A 22,654-nucleotide genomic window follows, 5' to 3' on the forward strand; every position below is an offset into this window, starting at 1 on the left:
TAATTTCATGCACGCCAAACGCGGCGATGAAGCCATGCCGACTCGATCGCCGATTTATTCGACGTTTTGAATTGATGCGCCCGGTGTTAGATTTCCGCCCGGCCACAGAGCCATCTCCAATAACCCGAACTAAAAAAGACCAAATCATGAAATCTGTATTCCGTCATGCCGCTCTGGCATTGGTGACGATCGGCTTCCTCTCAGGCTGCGCGAGCAGCGTGACACGCGACGCCGGCGATCAGGCAGGGGCCATCGCGACGGCATCGATGCCCAAATTCGGCTCGAAACCCGTGATCGTGCAAGTCACGCTCGACCATGCCGCCCAGGAAGCGCTGAAAGACAATCTGAAATTCAGCCCCGAGAATCTGAAAGGGAAAATCGAAAGCGCACTGGCGGCACGCAAGCTGCTGGCAACGGCCGGTTCGACCGATGCGATGCACCTGAACGTCGAAGTCAACGACATTCGCGTGCGCTCGAGCTTCACGGCGGTAATGTTCGGCTTCATGGCGGGCAACGATCACGTTAACGGCACCGTGACGCTCACCGACGCCGACAATCACCCGGTCGACCGCTTCAAGGTGTCGGCGTCGTATGCGCTCGGCGGCATCGCCGGCATCGACAGCCTGCGCCTGGACTGGCTGTACGAGAAATTCACCGAGAAGACGCTCGCGACGCTCGATCCGGCGGCCGCGGCCACACAGGCCGACGCGGCACCGGCAGCATCGAAGAAGCTGTAAGACCCGCCGCCCGACGGATCACGGATCCGCGGTCCGTCGGGCAACGGCCGTGAATCACATGCCACCGCCAGCGAATGGTCTCGTCGGTCGCGAACCAAGCGTCATGCAATGCGCGAGTGAATGCCCGGTGCTCGCATCTGGCAGCGGTCCTATTCCGTTGAATCAGCCGATATGATCGGATCGCGGCCGCGCCCACCGGCCGCCACCGGGCATTCACGCCCGCACGCGCGACGATAAAAAATCGGCCGCTCCGGGGGAGCAGAGCGGCCGTCAAGGAGAGATCCCTGTTCGGGATACCGGAGGACACCACACCACACCGGCCTGAATATTGTTGATGAACGCCATTCCGCTGACCATCAGACTGGTCTGATTTTCAGACGGCCTGCCCGCCTGAAAATCGCGGCGTCCTGAGCCTGCCTCCTCCATCGAATCCGCAACGCGCCGTTACGTTCTCGACGGGAACCCCCATCCGCGGCAACCTGTCGAATCGCCGCACGACCGTCGACGGCTTCATCGCCGTGGCGGACAATCCCCTCTCCAGCCCCGCTCGATCACGTTCCCCCTTTCATGCTGAGCATTGGTCCCTTCTCGATCCGAGTCGTCGCGGTAGCCGTCGCCGCGCTGTTGGCGTGGCTCGTCGCACGCTTCATCCAGCGCCGCCCGCCGGACGGACATCACAAGACCGCACCGAGCCTGATCCTCGATGCGTTGCTGTTCGGCCTGCTCGCCGCGCGTATCGGCTACGTCGCGCAGTGGTGGCACGAATACGCCGCCGCGCCGCGCTCGATCATCGCGCTCGGCGACGGCGGCTTCGACTGGCGCATCGGCCTCGCAGCGGGAATCGTGTTCGCGGGCTGGCGCCTGCGCCGCCTGCCCGCGCTGCGTCGCCCGGTGATGGCCGGGATGCTCGCCGGTGTGGCCGCATGGGGGATCGCGCAAGGCACGCTCGCCACGTTGCAGCATGGCGCGCCGCCGCTCGCCGCGTTGCAGCTCGAAGCGCTCGATGCCACGCCGGTGCCGGTGCAGCGCTTCGCGGGCAAGCCCGTCGTCGTGAATCTTTGGGCGACATGGTGCCCGCCGTGCCAGCGCGAAATGCCGATCCTCGCCCAAGCGCAGCAGGATCATCCGGGGATGACGGTGCTGATGGTCAACCAGGGCGAAGACGCGCAAGCGGTGCGCGCGTTCCTCGAACAAAAAGGGCTGCGGTTCGATCACGTGCTGCTCGATCGCACGCTGCGCGCGATGAAAACCTACGGTTCGCGCGGGCTGCCGACGACGCTCTTCTTCGACGCGAAGGGCAATCTCGTCGAATCGCACATGGGCGAGATCTCCGCCGCGCGGCTGAAGGACACCGTCACACAGCGCTTCGGGCAGTAGTGCCCGGTGGCTGCCCGGAAAGCGCCGCCGCGCCGCTTCGTCACATCCGCGCTTCGACCACGAACAGCCAGTACATGAAGATCGATCCGATAGGCCTCGTCGAAGGCGTCAGCGCGATCGCGCCCAACCTGCGCGACGGCCTGCACATCGGCCAGGAGACGGATGCCATCACGCCGCATCTGTATGCGGCGCTGCGCCTGATGGCATCGCCGATGTGGCATCGGCCTACGCCGAAGGTCTCGACAAGGACCCGTGTGACTTCAACGCCGGACCAGAGCATGCGCGCAAGCAAATGCAAGCACCGCATGCGTCAGCACGAACGGCGCCGGCCTACGTCGTGGGCCGGTCAGACAGCCAGACACCGGTGCTTCGCCCGGTGCCAATAGCCGGCGGCACCGCCGCACGACACCCGTGAACCATCAGCGCGTGCGCACTAAGCGTAGTATCAGTCTCGGTCAAAGGGCGGATCAGGTTCGGTTGGCCTGTCATCGGCACTACGCCGTCTTCCCGTGAAGTGGGCGATAGACCTGTGCGCGATTGGGCGGTCACGATGTGAGCACTCGGTGGCCGGCTCGAGTCGGGTAGTGCCGGGATCCAATTGCCGCGCCGGCATATGCTGCACAAAATCCACAATTTCCATTGCCATGGCTCGGTCTTCAGGGATACCGGAATGTGCCAATGCTTGTGCGACCCCGCGCCAGACTGCCAATGTTTCGATATGTGCGCCCGGTAACACCATTGTTGCCCGCTCATCGAGCACTGATCGGTAAAAGCGTGGGGCAACTCCACGAGACTGCATCCGCACAACGGCCTGCGTCCGAAGACGTTGTGTCTCACCGCGAACCAGCCTCGGCGTTGCGTTGGCGTCGACCCCGTGTTCGCGTAACTGTCGCGCAAACACCTCGCGCCATGTGCGCAGATCCCGCTTGCGCGGATTCAGACACCGCCCGTCAGGACCACGCACCCGAACACACAGATGTACGTGCGGATGCGGTTGGTCATCATGCTGTGCGAACACGTACGATCGTCCGTCGCCGAATATCTCGCGCGCGAATGCCCTTGACGCCTCTCGGACGGCCGCGCGGTCCGTGCCCGCTGGCATTGATAGCATCAAATTGAAGGTTTCCCGACGTCGGCTTTCTTCCGGCATCCCCCAACCACCCCACCGCCATTCGTCAAAAAGGTCCTGCAGGGCAGAGTCTCCGACCAACACGCGCGCGTCCTGGTCTTCCAGCTCGACATGGCCATCGCGTGAAATATATTGCAGATGTCGCCGCACCGCACCCATGCCCTGTGCGCCTGACGCTCTGTTGGTAATCTTGACCATGACCTCGGGCGCGCGTCGAAGCGTCAAAGCCAGCCGTTCGCGCAGACGCCGCGCATCGCGCGGCAATGCCACGCCGGGCAGATGCGGGGCGCGCACATGCCGCAGCGGCTCATGAAACAGTCGATCGCCCCAGTTGATAAGCAGCGCATCGACGTACTGTCTGGGAAACGGCATCTCAACGGCTCCATCGGTCCAGATTGGTTTGCAGCAACTGTGCGACAAACCGCAGATGTGTGAGGATTACGGCGCGCGAGTGCTCCCAATCGGACACGTCACGGCCCTCGCCCGTGTTGCGAGCAAGCTCACCCAGCCGCGTACGAATCGCGGCGAGCTGCCGATTCGATTCCGCAAGCAGCATCATCTCCCGGTTTCCCAGTTGCGGCTCGGCGGTCAGATGCGCGCGAATTAACGCAGCGATCCATCGATTTGCGGTGAACCCCTGAACATGGGCCAGTCCTTTGATACATTCCAACTCGGCCGGCATAAGGCCTACGCCGATTCGTACAAACGGCTCACTCGGCGCCGAAAGTACTGCAGACGTGTCGGGCGGATCATGGGCGATGTCCAGTGCTTCGGCCACGAGCCGCCTGATCCCCTCGCCGGCGCTCACCCCGTTCTGCACACATCGTGCCTGCCACAAGGGCTTTAGCGGTCCCAGTTCGACCGCAATGCGAGCTCGGTTTCGCGATCCCATGTTCGTCTACCGTTCGCCAGGCAACGGCATGGCGGGCGCCTGATCGATTTCTCGCGACGGGGCAGACGCTTGCTGGTGTTCGACCTTTTCGGCTCGCGCAGACGGTGCCGCCGGATCGAACACGCGAGGTCGGGGAAGCTCGACGCCCTCGGCGTGAAGCGCGTCGAGCATGCGCACAGCGCGACGCTTAACACGATAGACCGAACGATCACTGAAACCCTGCTCGCGCATGGCCGCCACAATCACGGCGAGATGAATCCCATCGTCCTCCCATTTAGCGTGGCGCACCGATGCGCCCACGGGACGGACTGGACTCTCGTCACGGACACTCCCAGGTGCTGAAATCGCCGCTGCTTGCGGCTTCAGCGGAAGATGCTCGGAATCGCGATCGTGCGTGTGTTCAGTCGGCCCGTTCAACTCAGCAAGGCGTGCGAGGTCGGCAGGCTTCGGTGTGTACCCGCTTACCTCAATACCGATTGCAGCGGCCTGCAGCCATACTTCGCGGCAAAAAGCGTCGTGCCCCGACACGCGAATGCGCGCCCACGCCTTCGCCTGCACCATATCTATCATGGAAGCAACAATGTCTGTACGGGTGTGCGCCGTGACGAGATATCGCCCCCGGTCCTCGAATGCCAGCGAGTATGGGGCGTCCTTCAGGAAATACTGACCGCAGGCGCGCAGGTAGCTTCGCCTAACTCGCTCTGGCGCATCCGCGAGCGGTGTGAACTTCGGCGCCGAATTTATCGCGCCCGTGCCGGACACACCATCCGTGCCGGCATCGTCTCGACCCGCCTCGACGCGGCTGCCACCGGCCTGCTCTCGTAGCAGGGCGCGCGCCGCATCAAACTCGCTGCGCCGACGCGCAAGCATTGCGAGGTAGCCGAATTGTTGTGCTGGAAAGTGCTCCGACGGGCGGCGTCGCGCTATGTCGACGTCCGGAGTCCATTCAGGCTCAATGGCGTTCATAGCGAAGTTCGCACTGCGTGTGAAAAGCGTCGGCGACTGGGCATCATCCATCATGTACCTCATCGGTTTTGCGTCGCGCAATGCTGCGCTGCGCGGCGTCACCATACATATTGATATTGCGGACGACCGCATCGCTACCGCTGCGGGTCATCGACGTCCCCACGCACGTCCACTCGTGACCTTGATTGCGCGAGCGCGGCCGCACGCGCGGCTTTCACGCGAGCCCATGACGCTGCATGCAGCGCATCGAGCTTCGCGTCCATGCCATCGAATCCCATTTCCCGCGCAGATTTTTTCAGCGACGCAACCGCCCGCTCTAGCTGATCGCGGGCCCGGTCCCACGGGTACAGCTTCGCGCGCTCACCTTCGTAGACAATCTGTACGTCCGCGCCATTTAGGCGATGGTGCTCATCCATCCAACGTAACCGGTCCGACACGAATGTCATCTTTCCCTTCGCATGAAACACCACGCTGCGTGGTGCCACCTCTTGAACAAGGTAATGCTCGGTATTGAATACCTCCCCGCGATAGGGGCCTCCGTTTTCTCGTGGTGTGGACATCCTCAGCGCAGCCCCAAAACGCCGCTCGGCCGCCAACTTGACGTCAGTGGGCACGGCGTCGAGCCCGTATATGAGTTCGCCTGCCGCATGACGTGGCCCACGGTTCGAATGCTGCCCCTCGCCCGTGGTTTCGGTAATTGAGCTCGCCGCCGGTTCGTGAGTGAATGCCTGTTTCCCTTCCTCCGGGGTACCGGATGGCCGTGTCGACGCGCGATCACTACCTGAGCGGTCGACCTCAGCGTGCCGGCGCACGTCGTCCGCCGCCGTACCCTTGCCCGCCTTCCTCGATCCCATATCTCCGTCTCCCGTCAAGTTAAACGACATACCGTCGGTTCGCGCTCGGCTCGCCTTGGCCTCAGTCGACGCAGGCGCTGGCGTATCGAGTACCGCACGCCGCAACAGCTCGCCGACCGCGTCCTTTCCGTCGAGCACCGCCATATCGTTAAAGTCAGTCGGCAACTGATTGGCAATACGCGCCCCTGATGCGAACCGAGGAGCGACCAGTCGTGCATGCGCATCGCGCGCCGCATGCTCCGCATGCGTAAATCCAGCACCGAGATCGGCCAGAATCACAAGCTCATCCTTCGGGTGCTGCGCGCGCCATACCGTTGCCACTTTGGGCAAATTTCCGCTCGACAAAGCCGCAAGCGTGTACCACCCTGTCGCCTGCCATGCCGATACGGCAGTCGCCACGCCCTCGGCAATCAGAACCGGCAAGCACGCCCCGCGTCGATACTGTTCGGGCATAACCGACCACCAGCCCCCCGCCTTCGCGCCGCCTGCCAGTGACGATTTACGCCCTTCGCAATCGATCAGTTCGAGTGTCGAGATCTGATGACCGATACGAACAGGCACGATCAACACACGTCCCAAGAGAGCGGCGTCATTGGATTTCGGGACGTAGCCGAGCAGCACATGCAACTCTTCCGCTTCAAGCTCGCGCAAGGTAGGTAACGGCGCAATCTGCTTGCGCGTCAGATAAGGATGATTGGGTGCCACGGGCCGTGCCCAATGCCAGATACTCAGCGCGTCACGGGCGACGGCGGCGCGGAGCGCCCGTCGCTTACGCTCGAGCGGGGCTTCGGCGCCCACAATGAGGGCACGCGCCGGCGCGGACCGAGCTGCGACATCGCCAACGGCGCGCGAGCCGGCCAGATCGAACCCATGCTCGCGGGCCAGCCAAAACAGCGACGCAAGCGTTATCCCCCCACTTTCGCTCGCCGAGCGCCATGTCGCACGCGCCGAGCGTGCATCGTAATTCGGCGCCGTCTGGCTCCATGCATCCCACAGATCAAAACCTGCCTCGCCAAGCCCATGCTTCACGGCGAACGCCATGTCGACCCATGTCGTATAGTCGTCGGCCGGAATCGTCGCCAAAGCCGCGCGCACGCGATTGGCCTCATTGATATATGCAACGCTCATTGAACACCACCACTTGCCCGCGCAGCAGGACTCCGGTCGCGTTTTCGCGAGCCCGCCTCAGCATCGGTCATGCCGTCTTCGTCACGCGCCAATCGACGTCCGGCGCGCGCTACGTCGTCGGCCGACACCCCCAGCAGCGTGAAATACCGATCCACATTTGCAGCGGCCTCCTCGCAACTGATATTGTCCAAAGCCTGCGGCAGCTCGCGCTGATCCCAGGCGTGTACAAGTTCCAGATAGTCCGGTCGCACATGCGCCAACTCGCCTGTCTGATCATCGACGTCGTCATCACTCAGTTCGCGCAGCCGCTGCTCAATTTGTGCACTAAATCGCACGAGATCGAGCGCGGGCACCGTAGGCGCGGCCATCAACCGTGAAGTGAACGCACGATCGCGCCAGTAGCAGATCCGGTCCGCCAAAATCGGCCTGGTATTTTCGAGGAGAATGATTTCCTTGTCGCGATCGAGTTCCTTGATCTCTTGCGGCAGCATCAGCGCACGACGTTGATCGGAAAAGCTCTCGCTCGCACCGCTGCGCGCACCGAACATGCCATTCGATCGGCTCGTCGTGCGTGATCGCTCCGTGCGCGTGCCGAGCATCTCGGAATAAGCATTTGCGTCCTTCTGTTCGCGCGGGGCGAAGAGGATCTGCATCGCGTGATTCGTGACAATGGTCCGCGCGTCAGCTCGGCCATATACAGACTCGAGCTGGGAGTCGGACTGCACGATCGAGAGCAGGCGCAGGTTGTAGCCCGCCATATAGGCCACCGCACGCGCGATAATCTGGATTTTTCCGATCGCCGTCATCTCGTCAAGCAGCAGCAGGCATTGATATTGCAATGCCGGATTGTCCTCTGCCAACTCTTTGGTGTTCAGATTCACAAGCTGCGAGAACATTAGATTCATCAGTATCGCCGCCTCACTTAGGTGATCGGGCGTCACGCCAAGATATACGGACATCTTGCGGCGTCTGACGTCTCGAAGATCAAAGTCGTTCGCGCTCGTCGCCGCGTCGACAATCGGGTTGGCCCAGATCGTCAGTGGCGCATTAAATGTCGCCAGAATGCTCGCCAGGACCTTGTCGTCATTCGCGAGAAACCGATTCAGTGCATCAATACAGGCTCGGCTCAAGTACTGTCGATGCTGTATAAGCATCCGATTCAAGTATGTTTTGACCGGCAGACCATTTCCCGATGATTGCCGCAGTACCTCGCCCATTGTGATCGGGTAGTCGGGCACCCCGCTCGCACCAGCACGACGGGCCTCACGCCAATCGCACAGCAGCAGGACCAGTCCCAACAGAAGGTTGCGTGCCTGGTCCTTCCAGAATTCGTCATGCCCGCCGGCCGGATACAACACGTGACCGATCGCCAGAATGTCGCCGACGCGAAACATGCCGTCTCCAACTACCGACAACGGGTTGTAGCGGTGCGTGCGGCCATCCTCTGCGAACGGATTGAACAGGTACACAGCGTGTCCGTGCGCACGCCGAAAGCCCGCCGTGAGGCGAAAATTTTCCTGTTTGATATCGAGCACGACCACGGAATCGGAATAGCTCAGCAGATTCGGAATCACAATCCCCACGCCCTTTCCTGAACGAGCGGGCGCGGCAAGTAGTACGCATTGCTGACCGGCAAAGCGCAGATAGCGGCCACCCCAACGGCCCACCACCAGCGTCGGTTGAGAATTCGCGGGTGCAATCTGTCTCATAACAGCCCCGCTCGACGAATCTCCGCCTCGTTCGCGAAGCGCGCGTCGCCATACAAGGGTCTGCGGCTCGCTTGTTCCAGCCACGCATACACGGCAAGCGCAGGGCCGCCGAAGGCGACGAGCAACCCCATGAGGCCCGCACCGACCACACGTCGCCCCATATTCGGAAGACGGCCGTCGTACCATGCCTCTAACGCATCAAGCCATGTTGACCAGCCTGCGAGGATGGGGTTGCGGTGCATGCTTGCATACAGCACACATGAGGCCAACCATTCGGCTGCGGCCAATCCGGCGTATATCGCGATCGTGATGGCAAGCGTGAGAACCGTCACACGCCACGCTTGAGTAAGCGTCTCAGACACGTCATGCATCGCAGCACCTTTCGGCCTGGTTAAATTCGACGGCGGCCTTCTCGCGCGGGTCGAACCGGACTTCGGTCATCGCCCAGCGTTTGCCGATCTGGACACCGTGCGAGTCCAATACGGGCTGCGCCTCCATGTGCGCGATCACGTCGATGGTCAAGCGCAGCACGCGCTTGAGCGAAGCAATGTCCCAGGCGGCTGCCTCGGGATGCTCCTTTGCCATGAGCGCAAACCGCTCGATGGCAATGCCCGCACTGGACGCATGAAAGCTCGTCATCGAGCCGGCGTGCCCCGTGGTCAAAAGCTTCAGGAAGTCGTACGCTTCCGCCCCTCGGAGCTCGGCAAGCAACACCCGGTCGGGACGCATGCGCATGGCGCAGGCAATCAAATCTGCAGGCGTTACGCGTGCGCGCCCCTGCGAGCCTTTGCTATAGAGCAGATGGACGCAGTTTTCGAGATGCCGAATGAACAGCTCGCGTACGTCTTCGATCGTCACGATGCGCTCGCTTGCGCTCAGGTATCGGCACAAGCTGCGCATGAAGCTCGTCTTGCCGGAGCCCGTGCTGCCGACAATGACAATATTGTGGCGTGCTCGCACGGCGCCTTCGAAGAAGGCGGCAAAATCACGCGCTTCGAGCCGCTCGACGAGCATCCGATCGGCTCCGCGCAACGCCAAGCCGGTCTTACCGAGACCGTCAACGTGTCGCCAAACCGTGTCCTCGAACATGCCGTCGGCGCGATGGCATTCAAGCGTCTTTTCATCCGCGCTTGGGCGCCTGATTGTGACTGATACTGTGCGCGACGGCACCACGGGCGGCACCACGAGTTGGAGGCGCGCGTTGTCTGGTAACAGCGCGGAAAGCAGCGGATGCTCGGTCGAGACGCCCTGATTCGTCAATGTGGCAATCGCCACGGCGAACGCCATTAGTCGTTCGAAATCGAGTTCCGGTAAATCGTGCGCCTGCCACCCCCGATGGGTTTCGGTCAGAATACGCTGCGGTTGGTTGATCACGAGCTCCGTTACTGCTTCGTCGGCGAGCAACGGTGCGAATGAACGCATCAGCTCCGTCACCGATGCATCATCGGGCAATACCGGCATCGCATCGGCTACGCGATCGGTTTGCGGCTGACGTGTTGCCTCGAACGCCTTCATCGCACACCCTCCGGCTCCAGTGCATAGACCGAGCTGAAATCCAGATCGCGAGCCAGGACAATCGTGAACTCGGTACCCTGATGTTGCCTGAGAGTCGGGGCAATATTGATGGTCTGATCGAGTACGCGCGTGGCCATGTCGTTGCCTTGCGCCTGTGTGTTCTGGTAGACAATCGTGCCGTTGCCATTGCCGCCGCGCGTGGCCAGATAACCGATTGCGTCCTGACTCAGTCCGAGCATCATGGCTGCGCCCACGCGCGCGCCCCAGTGATTATCGATCAATCCATCCATACCCATGCGGCCCAGCTCGTCGGCTACTGGCGAATCGATCTGTACGGTGACACCGTGCGGTGTAGCAATCCGTGCTGACAGAATAAATACACGTCGTTGTCCAGGCGAAAGATTCGCGCGATATTCGCAATTGATTTGCGAGCCGCGTTCGATGAGCACCACGTGCCCGTCGTCGGAATAGACGTTACGTGCGACCGTGCAAGTCGATATACCTGCTTGGGTGGAATCGAAAGCGGTGTCGCCCGAGCAATCAATCTTCGTGCCCTGAGCGAGTAGCAAACTGCGGTTGCCGATAAACGCTGCCATCACCTTCGGCACGCGCGTCGGCGTGAGCGCCTGAGACAACGGCTGTGAGAAGGATTTCGCCCGCTCCTCGACCATACCGACAGTCGCATTCGACGGCTGCCGGTCCGCGTGCAAGGGCAAAATACTGGGGGCAGCTGACTCACTCTCGCTCGCGTCTGCCATTTGCCCATTGCTGGCCCCCACGGCAAGCAACGGCGCGTCGTAGTAGCTGCGTACCGGTGCAGCACGATCACTGGACGGCGCAGCCTGTACCGCGGCCGGTGTCAGCGTCGGTGTGGGCATTGCAGCGGCCGACGCAGACTCGGCAAGTGCCGGCGCCTCGTCGAACACCTTTTCGTGTGCGCCTCGCGCATGGAGCGCACTGCGGCGCGCACGCGCAGCATCGTCTCGGTGAGCGATTACACCATGAACCGTCCAGACTGCGCCTAGTAGCGCAAGTACGATGATCGCGAGCGGTACCAGCCAGTTGATGAACGATCGTCGCCCGAGCCCATCCAGGCTGGGCATGCCGCGATCGAGCATGACAGACGAGTCGGATCCCGTACCTGTATCCATCTCTGCATGGCTGTCGCGACGGATCCTGTCGTCTGCAGATGAGCCGTTGGGTGAAGTGTCGTCAGTCATGTTCGCGACTCCGCAGCGTGCGGCGCACGCCGTCGACCGTCACACCGTGCTGCGGCGCGACGCCATCAATGTCGAATGCGTCGTTCCACAAACCAACCGCCTCATCGCCCAGACGCAACACAAGTCGGCGGGCAAGCTCATGGACGACCACCACGTCGCGGTCCATGTGCTTGTCCACTACGCGTTCGGTGCCATCGTCCTCGACTCGGAAGATCGCGGGTATACGACGATTGTTGGGGATTCGAATGTACGTAAAGCGACCGTCATCCCATACTGCGGACGGTGCGATATCCTCGGCATGCGGCATGATCTGCATCGAGTACGCGGCGTTACGCACGACGGACGGCTGAGACAGCCGTTGCTTCAGGCACGCAAAGCGCGTGGCAATAGACGCATCCGACGCAGCGGTGTCTGGGTACACGAAACTTACCCGGTACATCTCATGCGCGTTGCCAAAGCGTGCTTTCAGGGGCAGAACGAGAAGATCAAAGCTGTAGCTGCGCCGATCGGTCCGAACAATGAGATTCGTGTCATGAGCGGCGAGTTTCGGCTTCAGATAAACGTCATGGTCCCCCCGATTGGCTACCACATACCAGCCGTCGCGGTCCCCTGGCGCAACCACAAGAATGTGCTCGGTCGGATCGAGCGCGACGTGGGTGGCAAAGCCGCGCTGCGCGATAATGCGCACGACTTCGTCCGGCACATAACGCACTCTGCGCACCCTGGCATCGCGCGTCCAGCCCGGCATGACGTGCGCATCGACCGCTTGCGTCGCAAAGCACGCCAACAGGATCGACACGGTTGCGAGCGCATTCATTGGCCAGCTCCTGCACTGGGATGCAGAGCAGGTGGCGTATCCTCTGCATCTCGGCTGTACGCCGTCACCTTGAAGCCGAATGGATTCTCGATTGCCGATCGCTCCCGCACCAGCACCGTGGGACGGTAGGTGAAGGCGAGCGTAATCACAAAGCGCTTTGCCGGTTCACCGGTATCGATGCCGTTCTTGCGCACCGTGCGCTCGAGATGCACGACGGCATGTCCCGGCTCGTCGGGCACGAGCGTCGTCGATACTATTCGGGTACGGTATTGTATTGATGCGCCCAGTTGCTGATCCAACGCATTCGGACCGCTGTAGATTTGACGATATGCGCGCGCCACAGAATCGGCGCTCATCTCCAGGACACGGTCGTAATCCATTTGCAGCAGTCCCCAGTCGTAGCGCTCGCGAGTGCGCACATAGACTTCGACCCAGTGCTTGTCTTCGATCTCACGCAGTGGTACGTGTTTTGCGTCGAGCACCTCGATGAGTTGTGCCTCGCCGGTGAGCTTGTTCACCTCGATAGGCAACGGCACCACGCGATAAAACGGCATCATCACGGCAAGCGCCGCTACAGAACCGATCGCGACAATAACGGCGGCAAACGCCACTTTCCATGCGCGACGCTCGGAGCATGCCTGCAACGCGGTGAGCGACGCCTCAAAATCAAGCGCGCGCCGGTAATCGCTTTGGTCGTTCACGGACAAGCTCCATCCACCGACAGGCTCGCCCCCGTCGGCACCGGTGGTTGCTGATTGACCGGTACCCGGTGAGCCCCATCGGGTAGCGCAAGCCTGGACGGCATACCGTTGCACCCGGACATCGACATGCTCAACTCGATAAGCACGCATATCATCCAGCGTCGCGTCATCGCAGTTCTCCTTATCGGCCAAACGTGACCGGCACCATCTGATCCTGGAGTCGACGTGTGTTGCCCGCTCGCTTCAGGAGCAGTTCAGTCTGCTGCTCCGCAATCAAGTGATCCTCGGTTTCCGCGAGCATCTTGAACATCTGCAACTTCGTCATTTCGTTGCCGACTGCCACGCTCTCCGACTGGATTCGTGCTTGCAGTTCCGCGATACCCTTCGGATCCCGTGTCGTATCGATGTGCTGCATCAGACGCTCAATCCTGTCGAGTTCGCCAAGCTCGGTCTGATATGCCTGCAGGCCAAGTGCCTTATCCTGAAATGGCTTGTTTAACGCACGCTGACAAACTCGCTGATCGATGCCATGCTGGTCTTCACAGTCGTAGAGCTTGCTTTGTGCGCGCAGCGCCTGAGCCGGACCAGTCAGCCCGGCATACCCGCCCTTGCGAATCGCGGCATACACGCTCTGCCAATTGCCCGGCAGCGCATTGACTACTCCCGGTCGATCCAGCAACGCACCAAAGCCGCGCGCGCCACTCATGGAGCGGTACAACGCCATCTCCTCCTGCACTTGTTGTTTGAGCTGCCCGACCATCACAATCGCCTGGGCGACGTTCTTCTCGTCGTATACCGAATAGATTTCCGCATTTGCCGGCTCAATAAAAGACGCCACACCCGCAACAACGGCGCTCATCAGCACGGTATGCGTGAATTGGTATCGCTTCATGGCTTCGTCTCCTGTTCAGTCGTGCGCCCGGTCAAGCTGCTCGCGTGCAGCCCGTTGATAGGCGGGTGAGTGCGGCGAGACGGTGCTCCCCAATCCGCCCGGCCTCGATATTCGACCGCCGAAAGATGCGCTTCGGCTTGCACTGCGCAGTGCGAAGGCCATCGCACCGGCCGCCTGTCTGGATGCGTAGCCGGCGACAAACGCTCCAAAACCCGAGACAGTCGCACCGCCCGCAAGCCCAGAAGCCACGGCCGGCAACTGCCACCCAATCATCGCCAGCAGCACGGACGTAACAAACATGCCGAAAGCTGCCGCCCACGGAGCGCTTGCTTGAAGTGCTTGACGGGCTGCAGCGGCCAGCGTATCGGCAGAAGCGCCCGGATCAGCAGTCGTCACTTGAAACGGTGCGAGGTTAGCCGAGAACGCCGCGAGCGCGAGACCGAGAAAAGCCGCAACCAACACCTGCAACAGCGCATAGTTCACAAGCTTGGCAGTCCACGCTTCGAAAAATCTAACAGTAGGACTAAATGCCCCACATGTAATGAATATGGGACCCAGCGCGAGTACTAGGTCGAGCAGCATGCGCGCCATCATCACTTCGACGCCGAGCACCATCAGGAAGATTGCGCCACCGAAGGCCGCAACCAGACCACAAGCGAGGTCGCCGATACCTGCGACGATGCCGCTCATGCTCAGACCTTCATGGGTCGCCTTGTCGAAATAGGCGTCGACCACGAGGTTAAGCTGCCGGTCATAGCAATCGAGCGTCCGGTAAATTCCCGCGGCATGTTCGCTTGCCTCGCTCGGTTGTTCAACCGACCCGCATCCAACATTTCCCGCGCTGGTATGAACGGCCGCTGCCTGAATTGCCTGGGTGACGCCAGTTGTCGCCTCGCTCACGGAGGTGACGACCTGGGACTGATACAGACCCGCACTTAGCGCGAATGCGAGCGTGATGACGACTTTCATACCACGCCAGGCAAATGCCGGCACCGGCTCGTGTGCCTCTCCGCGAATCACCGCCATGCCATACGTGAGAATCCAGATCACCGCTCCCGTGGTAGCCACGGGTACTAACGCGGACGACAACGCAGACGATGCATCGCTCACGTACGTGTGCATTCCATTTTCGAGCGTACCGCCCACCGCGCTGAAGAGGCCATTCATAGAACACCACCTTGCAAGTGTGTAGCGGTGCTCGACAACGAGCCTTGAAACGCACTCGTCTGGCGCCGGCGAGCAGTCAGGGCATCATGAAAGCGCGGCAACCACACATCGGGGTCGTCCCCGACCTTGGCCCGAATCGCATTGAGCAACGCAACGTTGTCTGAAGTGCCCGACAGGACATCGAGCACGTCACCCAATCCCGAGAGATCGAGTCGCCCGATTGCCGAACGATGACCCTGCTTGACCAAGAACAACCGGCTGTGCTCGCCCATGCGTCTCACAATGTTGAATTCGGCTTCGGTCAGCTTGAAACCGTGGACATAATCATCGTGGTCCGCGCTTGGGTTGGGCAGGAAGAAAAACGTAGCCGTCTGCTCCACGAGCGCACGCGAGATCGGACTGCTCAGCACGTCCGCAGGCGACTGGGTGTCGAAGATACCCAGTCCGTTTTGCTTGCGAATGGTCTTTTGCTTGTCGTTGGCAAACTCGCTGAACACCGGATCGCGCAGGCGCTTCCAGAATTCGGTCATCACATAGATGAAACGCCGCCCATCGATCAGGCGTTCGGTCAGATGCAGCAGCACCATCGTCAGTGGCGCACATACCTCCGGATCATCGAGCAGTTCTGTGTCGTCAAAGCCGAACAATTGGTGCGCATGTAGATCAATCAGGTCAACCGGGTTATCAAGCATCCACCCGAGGCGCCCGCCGGCGCACCATTTGGCAAGCCGCGCATGAAGGCTGTTATCTCCAACGTTTGGCAAGAGTTGCCTGACCATGGACAACCGACGCAGCGATCGATCCATGCGCGCGACCTCCCGGATCGCGCGAGAAATATCGAGCTCATCCTTCGCGGACAGCGGTACTCCGTTGTCGACCAGCTTGCACACGAGACGTATCCAAAAACTGTGTGTCGCTTCGTCCACCTCCAACTGGAACGGGTTCATGCCGGTGGGTGCGCCACGGTGAAATACCGTGTACTGTCCACCCATGGCGCGAATCCCGATCTCCGCTCCTCGGTCTTTGTCGAAGAGCACGCCCATCGCACCGTACTTCATGGCCATCGCGAGCAGGAACAGTTCAAGCACCGTCTTGCCTGCACCTGCTCGGCCGATGATCTGTGTGTTGGCAAGCGCCTTCTCGTCGTTTGAGTCGACTTTCTCGGGCGTTGCGTGAAAATTGAGATAGAGCGGTTGCCCGCTGGGCGTTTTGACAATCGTGATAGCTTCGCCCCACGGATTGCCCTCTCGCTTTCCAGTCGCGAAATTATGCAAACTGGCCATCGCGCAAAAGTTGCGTGACGTGAGCTTCGCCTCTCGCGGTCGGTATCGCCAGTTGCCGGGGCACTGCGCGAACCACGCAGCATCGGCAACCAAATCAATGAGCGCACTCTGAAAGCCGGCGTCGGCAAGCTTCGTTCGTGCTTGAGCGACATGCCGCACTACCTCGTCCAGGGTATCTCCCAGCACCGCCAACGTGTAGTGGTACTCGCCCAAAACGAAATCGCCATTGACGAGATCGTTCGCGGCTTGATCCATTGCCTCGATCTGAGAGACTGCAACGTCATCTCCCGCAATCAGTTGATTGCGCTGGCGCTCGAGTGCCTCCGTGGCACTGGGACGGTCGAGCACGGTAAAGCTTTGCGTTTCGATGTACTCGAAGTCGCCGTAGAGCAGTCCATTGAGCATGCCTGGCTCGGTTTGCTCCGGATAGTCCTTCAGGTCGATCAATGCCGCATAGCGGGTGCGAGTAGGTGTGCGGATCTCGAGCTTCTCACGATGGAAGAACAGGCGTGAGGTTGGTAAAGTGTCGCAAATTCGACCGGATCCAACTGGTACCGCCTCCCACGTTCCGTTCACCAGGTAGCCAAGCATCTCGAGCGCGGCGGAATAGCTACCGAGACGCTTGGTCAATGGATCGCAGCGTTCATACACACTGAGCGCACGCGGCGACCACGGCTTGAGACCAGACTCGATCTGCGCGGCGATATCGGCCAACGCGCGCAATGCGTCTTGCTGATCGCGCTGAATATCGTCAAGTGCACGGCGTGCCGCACGGCTGAACAGCCGCCCCAATCGCGTCCGGTGAGGACGATATACGACGCTCACGTAGAGCTCGTTGGTCATCATCGTGTAACCGGCAAAGCTCGCGTAGTAGCGCTCAGCCAAGTCCTGACAGAACCGGTTGGCATAGGTCGTCTCGAACCTGTCCGTAGTCCCCCGCCGCAGCCGATGCGTCCATAGCGCGACGTGGCCACCCGGCAGATTGCGCACCAACTGGTTGAAGGTGACATGACGCGCGAGAATATCGGCAGGATCGGCCGTCTCGAATGCAATCCCGGGGACCTTCCAGATTTGTATATAGTCACCCTCGCGCGTGCGAATCACGCGGTCCGTGACATGCGACGAAAATGGGATGAAATCTGCGAGCACCACTTCGCGCGGTACGAGGGTTGCATGTGCCGACGGTGTGCTCATGTCACCCTCGCGCCTTAAACCGGATCGGCGCATAGGCATGCGCGCCCCAGAAGCGCCGGTTGCGCTGGCGCAGTCTCATTTTCAGGCGTAGCATGCGCTGTGCAAGACGTTGGTCGTCCTGGCGCGCAATCATGCGCATCGTCGCGAATACGGGAATGATCAACAATACGATTGCAACGCCCAAAGGCGCGCTCGCCATCAATACCCAGATAGCCGGGATCAGCATGCCGCCACTGACCATTAACAGCGGGACAAGTGGGACGCCCCATAGCATCGCTGGCCGCGTGCAGCCTTTGAATACGGGATCGGAGAGTGTGTCCACAATCAGCTCCGTGTTCATGTTAGGCCGTCGGAATCAACATGCCAGCAATGACCGTTGCGCAGCCAACGAAAAGGCCGCCGATGAAAACATGCGCGATATCGCCAAACCGGGCGTGCTGGAACATCATCTTGAAGCCCGCCCAGATGATGGAAATTGAACACACCACCCCGCCCACACCGAGCAACGTGTTCTGAATCGTGATCAGCAAGGTATTGACCTGACTGAGTTGCGCAGAAGCCGTGGGGGCCGCCACGACAAGCACGCTGAGCACGGCGACGCGGCGCCAATTTAATGAGATCCACGCAATACGCGCTTTTCTCAATCTCACATCTCTCAAATTCATTAGTTGTACTGATCTCATAACACACTCCATCCGGCCGAATTCCACCTGCCTTGCTCAGAAGATCACGGCACTGTTTTCAGTTCCACCGTCATTTGGGCTTCGCGCTGCGTCACCGGTCGGGGGCGAGGGCGAAGGAGACGCTGGTGTTGAGCGCCCGCGGCTCTCAGCCCGCGATCCAGTCACACGGTCGGGTATCACTGGAATCGGCTTTACCGATGACGACAGCGCAGGGACGATCGTGTCGTCCGACGCCGCGGCCTCCGCGATCCGTCGTACATATCCGACGCGAAATCCGGTTACGAAATTCCCGCTCGCATAGCACGACAGCGCAGCGCGCAACGCCTCTTGGGGATGGACATGACTGACGCGAGCGCGCATGAAGCACGCCCGAAGAATCGCCGCACCAGCGCTCAGGTTCCGACAGACGTCGAAGACGGATCTCGCGGTCAATCCGTAACGAGACCAGTTTTCGCGATTGATTTGCGTGAGGCCGGCGCTGTAGTTCCATCCTGCCGCTTGCAATGCCTTGACCGTGGCGATCGCTTCGTCCTCGCGCCGAGGCTGTTTCACCAAACGGCCGTGGACAACACCGATAGCATAGGGATTGAATCCCGATTCGATCCGTACAATGGCTGCCAATGTCTGGGGGGCGACGGCAGGCGCACACTGCTGAGCCATCGCCACGACGTCCTGAGTGGTCATCGCCCATCTCCGCTTGCGCAGCCCGCGCTGATATTATCGGATCGACATATCATCAATGCGGACGGCCCTGCCATCCGCATGGCAGTCGCACTCTCGGCTCGGCCGCGAAGCGATATCAGGTCCACATTGTCGTTCACGCGCATGATCTGCCCCTCGCCGTCGATCCCGCGCAAACGATGGCGGGAACACGAGGGAATTCAAGCAGCAGCCAAGCACAGACCCAAACCCGTCTTGTCGACGGGTTTTCCCGTCGGGTTGGCTCTGTATCGCCCATTGAAACCGATTTGACTCAAACGTGTGTCTGTGCGCCGAGCCGTGTCCGTGGGCGAACCCGGTTTGCCGTGGCGCTCGATGTCCGCTCGCGCCGCTCCGATGTAGCTGAAGGTCAACTAAGTTTGTGTGAAGTACGGCATCGCCAACCGGCTCGTCGCGTCGTCCACACACTCCAACAGGGCGCGGGCCTGTGCCCGGCCCCTGGGCGCTATCAGGCTCCCGGCCTGGGCTAACCAGCGGACGGTCAGGGGCGCGGCATCGGCGCAATTGAAGTCCTAATGTTCAGCTGAAAATCTACCTTCATATCGCCATGAACTGAATATTTGGTATGCCGGTGCGTCCAAGTACGGAGATTTCAATGTAGCCGCGACAAGGCTTTCCGACGAGAGATATACTTATGTCAAATGGAGTCCTAACGGATGACCCTGCTCCATCTCCCGATCGCGGCAACCGTAATATTGGTCGTTGCCGGCGTTGTCGCCCGGGTAGTGTCTTCGAAGAATGACCATGACCACAGCAAGGAATGACGAGCGAATGGCTACTATCGACGCTCAAATTGATCGCGGCATTGAGTTGCTTTTGCTCTGCCAGAAGCTGCAAAGTGAAAAGGACGGGGTCGACCGTCCCGACGCAATTGAGATCGACAAGTCCAAGACTCTTGATCAGTTCGCGATCGACGTCAATACTGCGATCACGAACATGACGTCGTTGCGCAATCTTCTCCCACAATTTCTCAGACTTGCGGAGCTCGGGCGAAAACTCGAAGCCGAAGGTAAAATCAGTGTGGACTACGGCGGTAGCTGGAGCAGCCCCCTGAAGCGCCGGACACAGTCACCCACTTACAATAACGGGTAGGCATAAGACTGTGTTTTTGACTAAGAAGCTGTTGCGAAATTAAGTTTCGAAGCTGTTAACTTTTTCGGGTTGGTGTTAACTTCTTGTCTTGTTTTGCCCGACAGGAAGAGATGCCGAAAGAACTGATAGACGACGAACTGTGGTCACTCATCGAACCACTGCTGCCGGTGCGCGCATCACGCAATCGCCAGTATGCAGGCCGCAAACCGACGCCCGACCGCGCAGTGCTCACAGGCATTGTGTTCGTGTTGCGCTCGGGCATTGCATGGAATCTGCTCCCGCAAGAAATGGGATGTGGTTCAGGCACGGCTTGCTGGCGCCGGCTCGTCGCGTGGCAACAAGCCGGCGTCTGGCAACGTATCCACGAAACGTTGCTGGCAGAGTTGCGTCGCCGTGGCGAAATCGACCTCTCGCGTGCGCTCGTCGACAGCTCATCGATTCGCGCCGTACTGGCGGGAAAAAAACCGGCCCGAATCCCACGGACCGGCGCAAGCTCGGCAGCAAACACCACCTCATCGTCGACGCGCAAGGCATCCCGCTCGCGGTCATCCTGAGTGCAGCAAACCGTCACGACATTACCCAGCTTGATGCGCTGGTTGATGCCATTCCCCACATCCGGGGTAAGCGGGGACGTCCGTTGCACAAGCCGAAAATCGTCCAAGGCGACCGGGGCTACAGTTCCGAACCCCATCGGCAGCGCTTGCGTGAGCGCGGCATCACGCCGCTGCTCGCAAAAATCGGCGCGTCGCATGGCAGTGGACTGGGAGAAACACGGTGGCCAGTGGAGCGCTCGATTGCCTGGCTGCATTCGTTTCGACGGCTCAAGATTCGCTACGAACGCTACGCTCATGTTCACGAGGCCTTTATGTCTTTGGCTTGTGCCTTGATTTGCTGGAAGCGTCTCAAGCCTCTGTTTAACTAATTTCGCAACAGCTTCTAACACCAGGCAGGAAGTGATGGAAGTGTTGACGGGCCCGGAGCGTCGGCGGCGCTGGACGGCGGAGCAGAAGCTGGCGATGGTTCGCGAGAGTTTCGAGCCGGGGAAATCAGTTTCGATGGTCGCGCGCCAGCACGGCGTGAATCCGAACCAGCTGTTCCACTGGCGCAAGCTGTACCAGGACGGGAGCCTGTCAGCGGTCAAGGCTGGCGAGGAAGTGGTTCCGGCATCGGAATTGGCCGATGCGCTCAAGCAGATTCGCGAGCTGCAACGGATGCTCGGCAAGAAGACCATGGAGAACGAGATTCTCCGCGAAGCAGTCGAGTACGGCCGGGCAAAAAAATGGATAGCGCACTCGCCCTCGCTGCCGGAGGACGACCAGTGAAACTGGTTTGTGAAGTTCTCGGCGTGTCGCGCTCGAACGTATCGGCACGACTGTCGCGTCCGGCGACGTGGCGCGATGGTCGTCAATCGAGGCAGACCGACGATGCGAGCGTGGTCGAGGAAATCCGTCGGGTCGTCAGCGATTTGCCCAGCTATGGCTATCGCCGGGTTTGGGGCATATTGCGCAACGAGCGCGTCGCGGTTGGGCTGGCGCCGTTCAATGCCAAGCGCATCTATCGCGTCATGCGCACGCACGGGTTGCTGATGCAGCGCCGACCGACTCCGCCGCGGGCGCAACGTCGACATGACGGCAAAGTAGCCGTCGCGCGCAGCAATCAGCGATGGTGCTCGGACGGCTTCGAGTTCCGCTGCGACAACGGCGAGCCGCTGCGTGTGACGTTTGCGCTGGATTGCTGCGACCGAGAAGCGATGAGCTGGGCAGCCACGACAGCAGGCCACAGCGGCGACATCGTGCGAGACGTGATGCTGGCTGCAGTGGAAAATCGGTTTGCCAACGAACTGCATACCCCGTCCGAAATCGAGTGGCTGAGCGACAACGGCTCGGGCTACACGGCCGACGACACGCGCCGGTTCGCAGTGGCCATCGGCCTGAAACCATTGACCACGCCGGTGTGCAGCCCGCAAAGTAACGGCATGGCCGAGAGCTTCGTGAAGACGATGAAACGGGACTACGTCGCCTTCATGCCGAAGCCGGACGCAGCGACTGCTGCACGCAACTTGGCCATCGCGTTCGAGCATTACAACGAGAAGCATCCCCATAGCGCGCTGAAATACCGCTCGCCTCGCGAGTTCCGGCGCTCGATGGATTCAGTAACCTTAGTGTGACGCTGTGTCCGGTATTACAGGGGCAACTCCAGTAGCTATTCGTCAGCAGCGCTAGATTTTGTTTGACCTTACCCCGCCGAATACACCATTCGTAAGTTAGTGGGCTCGCCGTTTTTAGGTTGATGCAGTTGCCGGAATTGGTCCGGCGCCAGTTGCCCCAAGGCACTATGCGGGCGCACCGAGTTGTAGTCCGTGCGCCACGCTTCGATTCTCGTGCGTGCATCGTCGAGACTGACGAACGCATGCTGGTTCAAACACTCTTCGCGCAACCGTCCGTTGAAGCTCTCGATGTGCGCGTTTTCCACCGGCTTACCTGGACGGATGAACTGCAGCTTGACGCCATGTTCGTGCGCCCATGCATCGAGCGCCTTGCTGACGAACTCTGGCCCGTTGTCGACCTGAATCAGATTA

The 22,654-nt window shown here is 60.6% G+C and carries 23 protein-coding genes; 6 read left to right on the plus strand and 17 right to left on the minus strand.

Annotated features, from left to right (window positions below):
- The first annotated feature begins 146 nt into the window (after nt 1-146).
- The 3 genes from G3N96_RS09290 to G3N96_RS09300 all read left to right on the plus strand — a co-directional run bounded on the left by G3N96_RS09290 (nt 147) and on the right by G3N96_RS09300 (nt 2,500).
- Entirely contained in the window at nt 147-737 is a 591-nt protein-coding gene (locus G3N96_RS09290) for a DUF4410 domain-containing protein (protein WP_047851953.1), read from the plus strand.
- 567 nt (nt 738-1,304) lie between these two features.
- Nucleotides 1,305-2,114, plus strand: coding sequence for a TlpA disulfide reductase family protein (locus G3N96_RS09295; RefSeq protein ID WP_124495879.1), 810 nt, complete (start codon nt 1,305-1,307; stop codon nt 2,112-2,114).
- Between the two features lie 74 nt (nt 2,115-2,188).
- Nucleotides 2,189-2,500 (plus strand): hypothetical protein, encoded by a 312-nt coding sequence (locus G3N96_RS09300; protein ID WP_175037477.1) that lies wholly within the window; start codon nt 2,189-2,191, stop codon nt 2,498-2,500.
- A 59-nt stretch (nt 2,501-2,559) separates the two neighbouring features.
- On the opposite strand, the gene G3N96_RS09305 is transcribed toward G3N96_RS09300, so the two are convergent.
- The 16 genes from G3N96_RS09305 to G3N96_RS09380 form a co-directional block, all read right to left on the minus strand.
- Complete coding sequence (locus G3N96_RS09305) at nt 2,560-3,615, minus strand: relaxase/mobilization nuclease domain-containing protein (protein WP_206137020.1); 1,056 nt, start codon at nt 3,613-3,615, stop codon at nt 2,560-2,562.
- A 1-nt stretch (nt 3,616) separates the two neighbouring features.
- Nucleotides 3,617-4,135, minus strand: a complete 519-nt coding sequence (locus tag G3N96_RS09310) for a hypothetical protein (protein WP_124495875.1) — start codon at nt 4,133-4,135, stop codon at nt 3,617-3,619.
- Between the two features lie 6 nt (nt 4,136-4,141).
- Nucleotides 4,142-5,152 (minus strand): LPD7 domain-containing protein, encoded by a 1,011-nt coding sequence (locus G3N96_RS09315; RefSeq protein ID WP_241022560.1) that lies wholly within the window; start codon nt 5,150-5,152, stop codon nt 4,142-4,144.
- Nucleotides 5,153-5,235: 83 nt separating this feature from the next.
- Complete coding sequence (locus G3N96_RS09320) at nt 5,236-7,083, minus strand: PriCT-2 domain-containing protein (RefSeq protein WP_206137021.1); 1,848 nt, start codon at nt 7,081-7,083, stop codon at nt 5,236-5,238.
- Nucleotides 7,080-8,792 (minus strand): type IV secretory system conjugative DNA transfer family protein, encoded by a 1,713-nt coding sequence (locus G3N96_RS09325; protein ID WP_206137022.1) that lies wholly within the window; start codon nt 8,790-8,792, stop codon nt 7,080-7,082. Before G3N96_RS09325 ends, G3N96_RS09320 begins: the two co-directional genes overlap by 4 nt.
- Entirely contained in the window at nt 8,789-9,163 is a 375-nt protein-coding gene (locus tag G3N96_RS09330; RefSeq protein ID WP_175240713.1) for a hypothetical protein, read from the minus strand. Before G3N96_RS09330 ends, G3N96_RS09325 begins: the two co-directional genes overlap by 4 nt.
- Nucleotides 9,156-10,307, minus strand: coding sequence for a P-type DNA transfer ATPase VirB11 (gene virB11 / locus G3N96_RS09335; protein WP_206137023.1), 1,152 nt, complete (start codon nt 10,305-10,307; stop codon nt 9,156-9,158). Before virB11 ends, G3N96_RS09330 begins: the two co-directional genes overlap by 8 nt.
- Nucleotides 10,304-11,527, minus strand: coding sequence for a type IV secretion system protein VirB10 (gene virB10 / locus G3N96_RS09340; RefSeq protein ID WP_124819433.1), 1,224 nt, complete (start codon nt 11,525-11,527; stop codon nt 10,304-10,306). Before virB10 ends, virB11 begins: the two co-directional genes overlap by 4 nt.
- A complete protein-coding gene (locus G3N96_RS09345) occupies nt 11,520-12,344 on the minus strand; it encodes a TrbG/VirB9 family P-type conjugative transfer protein (protein ID WP_175040735.1) in 825 nt (274 codons plus the stop codon). The genes virB10 and G3N96_RS09345 overlap by 8 nt, the downstream gene beginning before the upstream one ends.
- Entirely contained in the window at nt 12,341-13,045 is a 705-nt protein-coding gene (locus G3N96_RS09350) for a type IV secretion system protein (protein ID WP_206137024.1), read from the minus strand. The genes G3N96_RS09345 and G3N96_RS09350 overlap by 4 nt, the downstream gene beginning before the upstream one ends.
- Before the next feature lie 181 nt (nt 13,046-13,226).
- On the minus strand, nt 13,227-13,937 hold the full coding sequence (gene virB5 / locus G3N96_RS09355; RefSeq protein ID WP_206137025.1) for a P-type DNA transfer protein VirB5: 711 nt from the start codon (nt 13,935-13,937) through the stop codon (nt 13,227-13,229).
- A gap of 15 nt (nt 13,938-13,952) precedes the next feature.
- Nucleotides 13,953-15,104, minus strand: a complete 1,152-nt coding sequence (locus G3N96_RS09360; protein WP_206137026.1) for a type IV secretion system protein — start codon at nt 15,102-15,104, stop codon at nt 13,953-13,955.
- Nucleotides 15,101-17,581: a VirB4 family type IV secretion/conjugal transfer ATPase gene (locus G3N96_RS09365; protein WP_206137027.1), complete on the minus strand. Its 2,481-nt coding sequence runs from the start codon at nt 17,579-17,581 to the stop codon at nt 15,101-15,103. The genes G3N96_RS09360 and G3N96_RS09365 overlap by 4 nt, the downstream gene beginning before the upstream one ends.
- A 1-nt stretch (nt 17,582) precedes the next feature.
- A complete protein-coding gene (locus tag G3N96_RS09370) occupies nt 17,583-17,903 on the minus strand; it encodes a VirB3 family type IV secretion system protein (protein ID WP_152671297.1) in 321 nt (106 codons plus the stop codon).
- A gap of 19 nt (nt 17,904-17,922) precedes the next feature.
- Complete coding sequence (locus tag G3N96_RS09375) at nt 17,923-18,276, minus strand: TrbC/VirB2 family protein (RefSeq protein ID WP_241022566.1); 354 nt, start codon at nt 18,274-18,276, stop codon at nt 17,923-17,925.
- 24 nt (nt 18,277-18,300) lie between these two features.
- On the minus strand, nt 18,301-18,948 hold the full coding sequence (locus tag G3N96_RS09380) for a lytic transglycosylase domain-containing protein (protein ID WP_206137028.1): 648 nt from the start codon (nt 18,946-18,948) through the stop codon (nt 18,301-18,303).
- Nucleotides 18,949-19,755: 807 nt separating this feature from the next.
- Here G3N96_RS09380 and G3N96_RS09385 point away from each other — a divergent pair.
- The 3 genes from G3N96_RS09385 to G3N96_RS09395 all read left to right on the plus strand — a co-directional run bounded on the left by G3N96_RS09385 (nt 19,756) and on the right by G3N96_RS09395 (nt 22,243).
- Nucleotides 19,756-20,076, plus strand: a complete 321-nt coding sequence (locus G3N96_RS09385; RefSeq protein WP_241022562.1) for a hypothetical protein — start codon at nt 19,756-19,758, stop codon at nt 20,074-20,076.
- Between the two features lie 110 nt (nt 20,077-20,186).
- Nucleotides 20,187-20,998, plus strand: a protein-coding gene (locus G3N96_RS09390; protein ID WP_241022563.1) for an IS5 family transposase whose coding sequence is annotated in 2 segments (ribosomal slippage) — nt 20,187-20,526 and nt 20,526-20,998 — 813 coding nt in all. Because the reading frame shifts where the segments join, the coding sequence is not laid out codon by codon here.
- 34 nt (nt 20,999-21,032) lie between these two features.
- Nucleotides 21,033-22,243 (plus strand): IS3 family transposase gene (locus tag G3N96_RS09395; protein ID WP_206137030.1). Its coding sequence is split into 2 segments (ribosomal slippage): nt 21,033-21,348 and nt 21,348-22,243, totalling 1,212 coding nucleotides; the frame shifts between segments, so codons are not numbered across the junction.
- A gap of 68 nt (nt 22,244-22,311) precedes the next feature.
- On the opposite strand, the gene G3N96_RS09400 is transcribed toward G3N96_RS09395, so the two are convergent.
- Nucleotides 22,312-22,654, minus strand: a 343-nt coding sequence (locus tag G3N96_RS09400; RefSeq protein WP_241022564.1) for an integrase core domain-containing protein, incomplete at its 5' end; no start/stop codon positions are given.

The organism is Burkholderia sp. Se-20373, from assembly GCF_017104705.1.
Classification (GTDB): domain Bacteria; phylum Pseudomonadota; class Gammaproteobacteria; order Burkholderiales; family Burkholderiaceae; genus Burkholderia.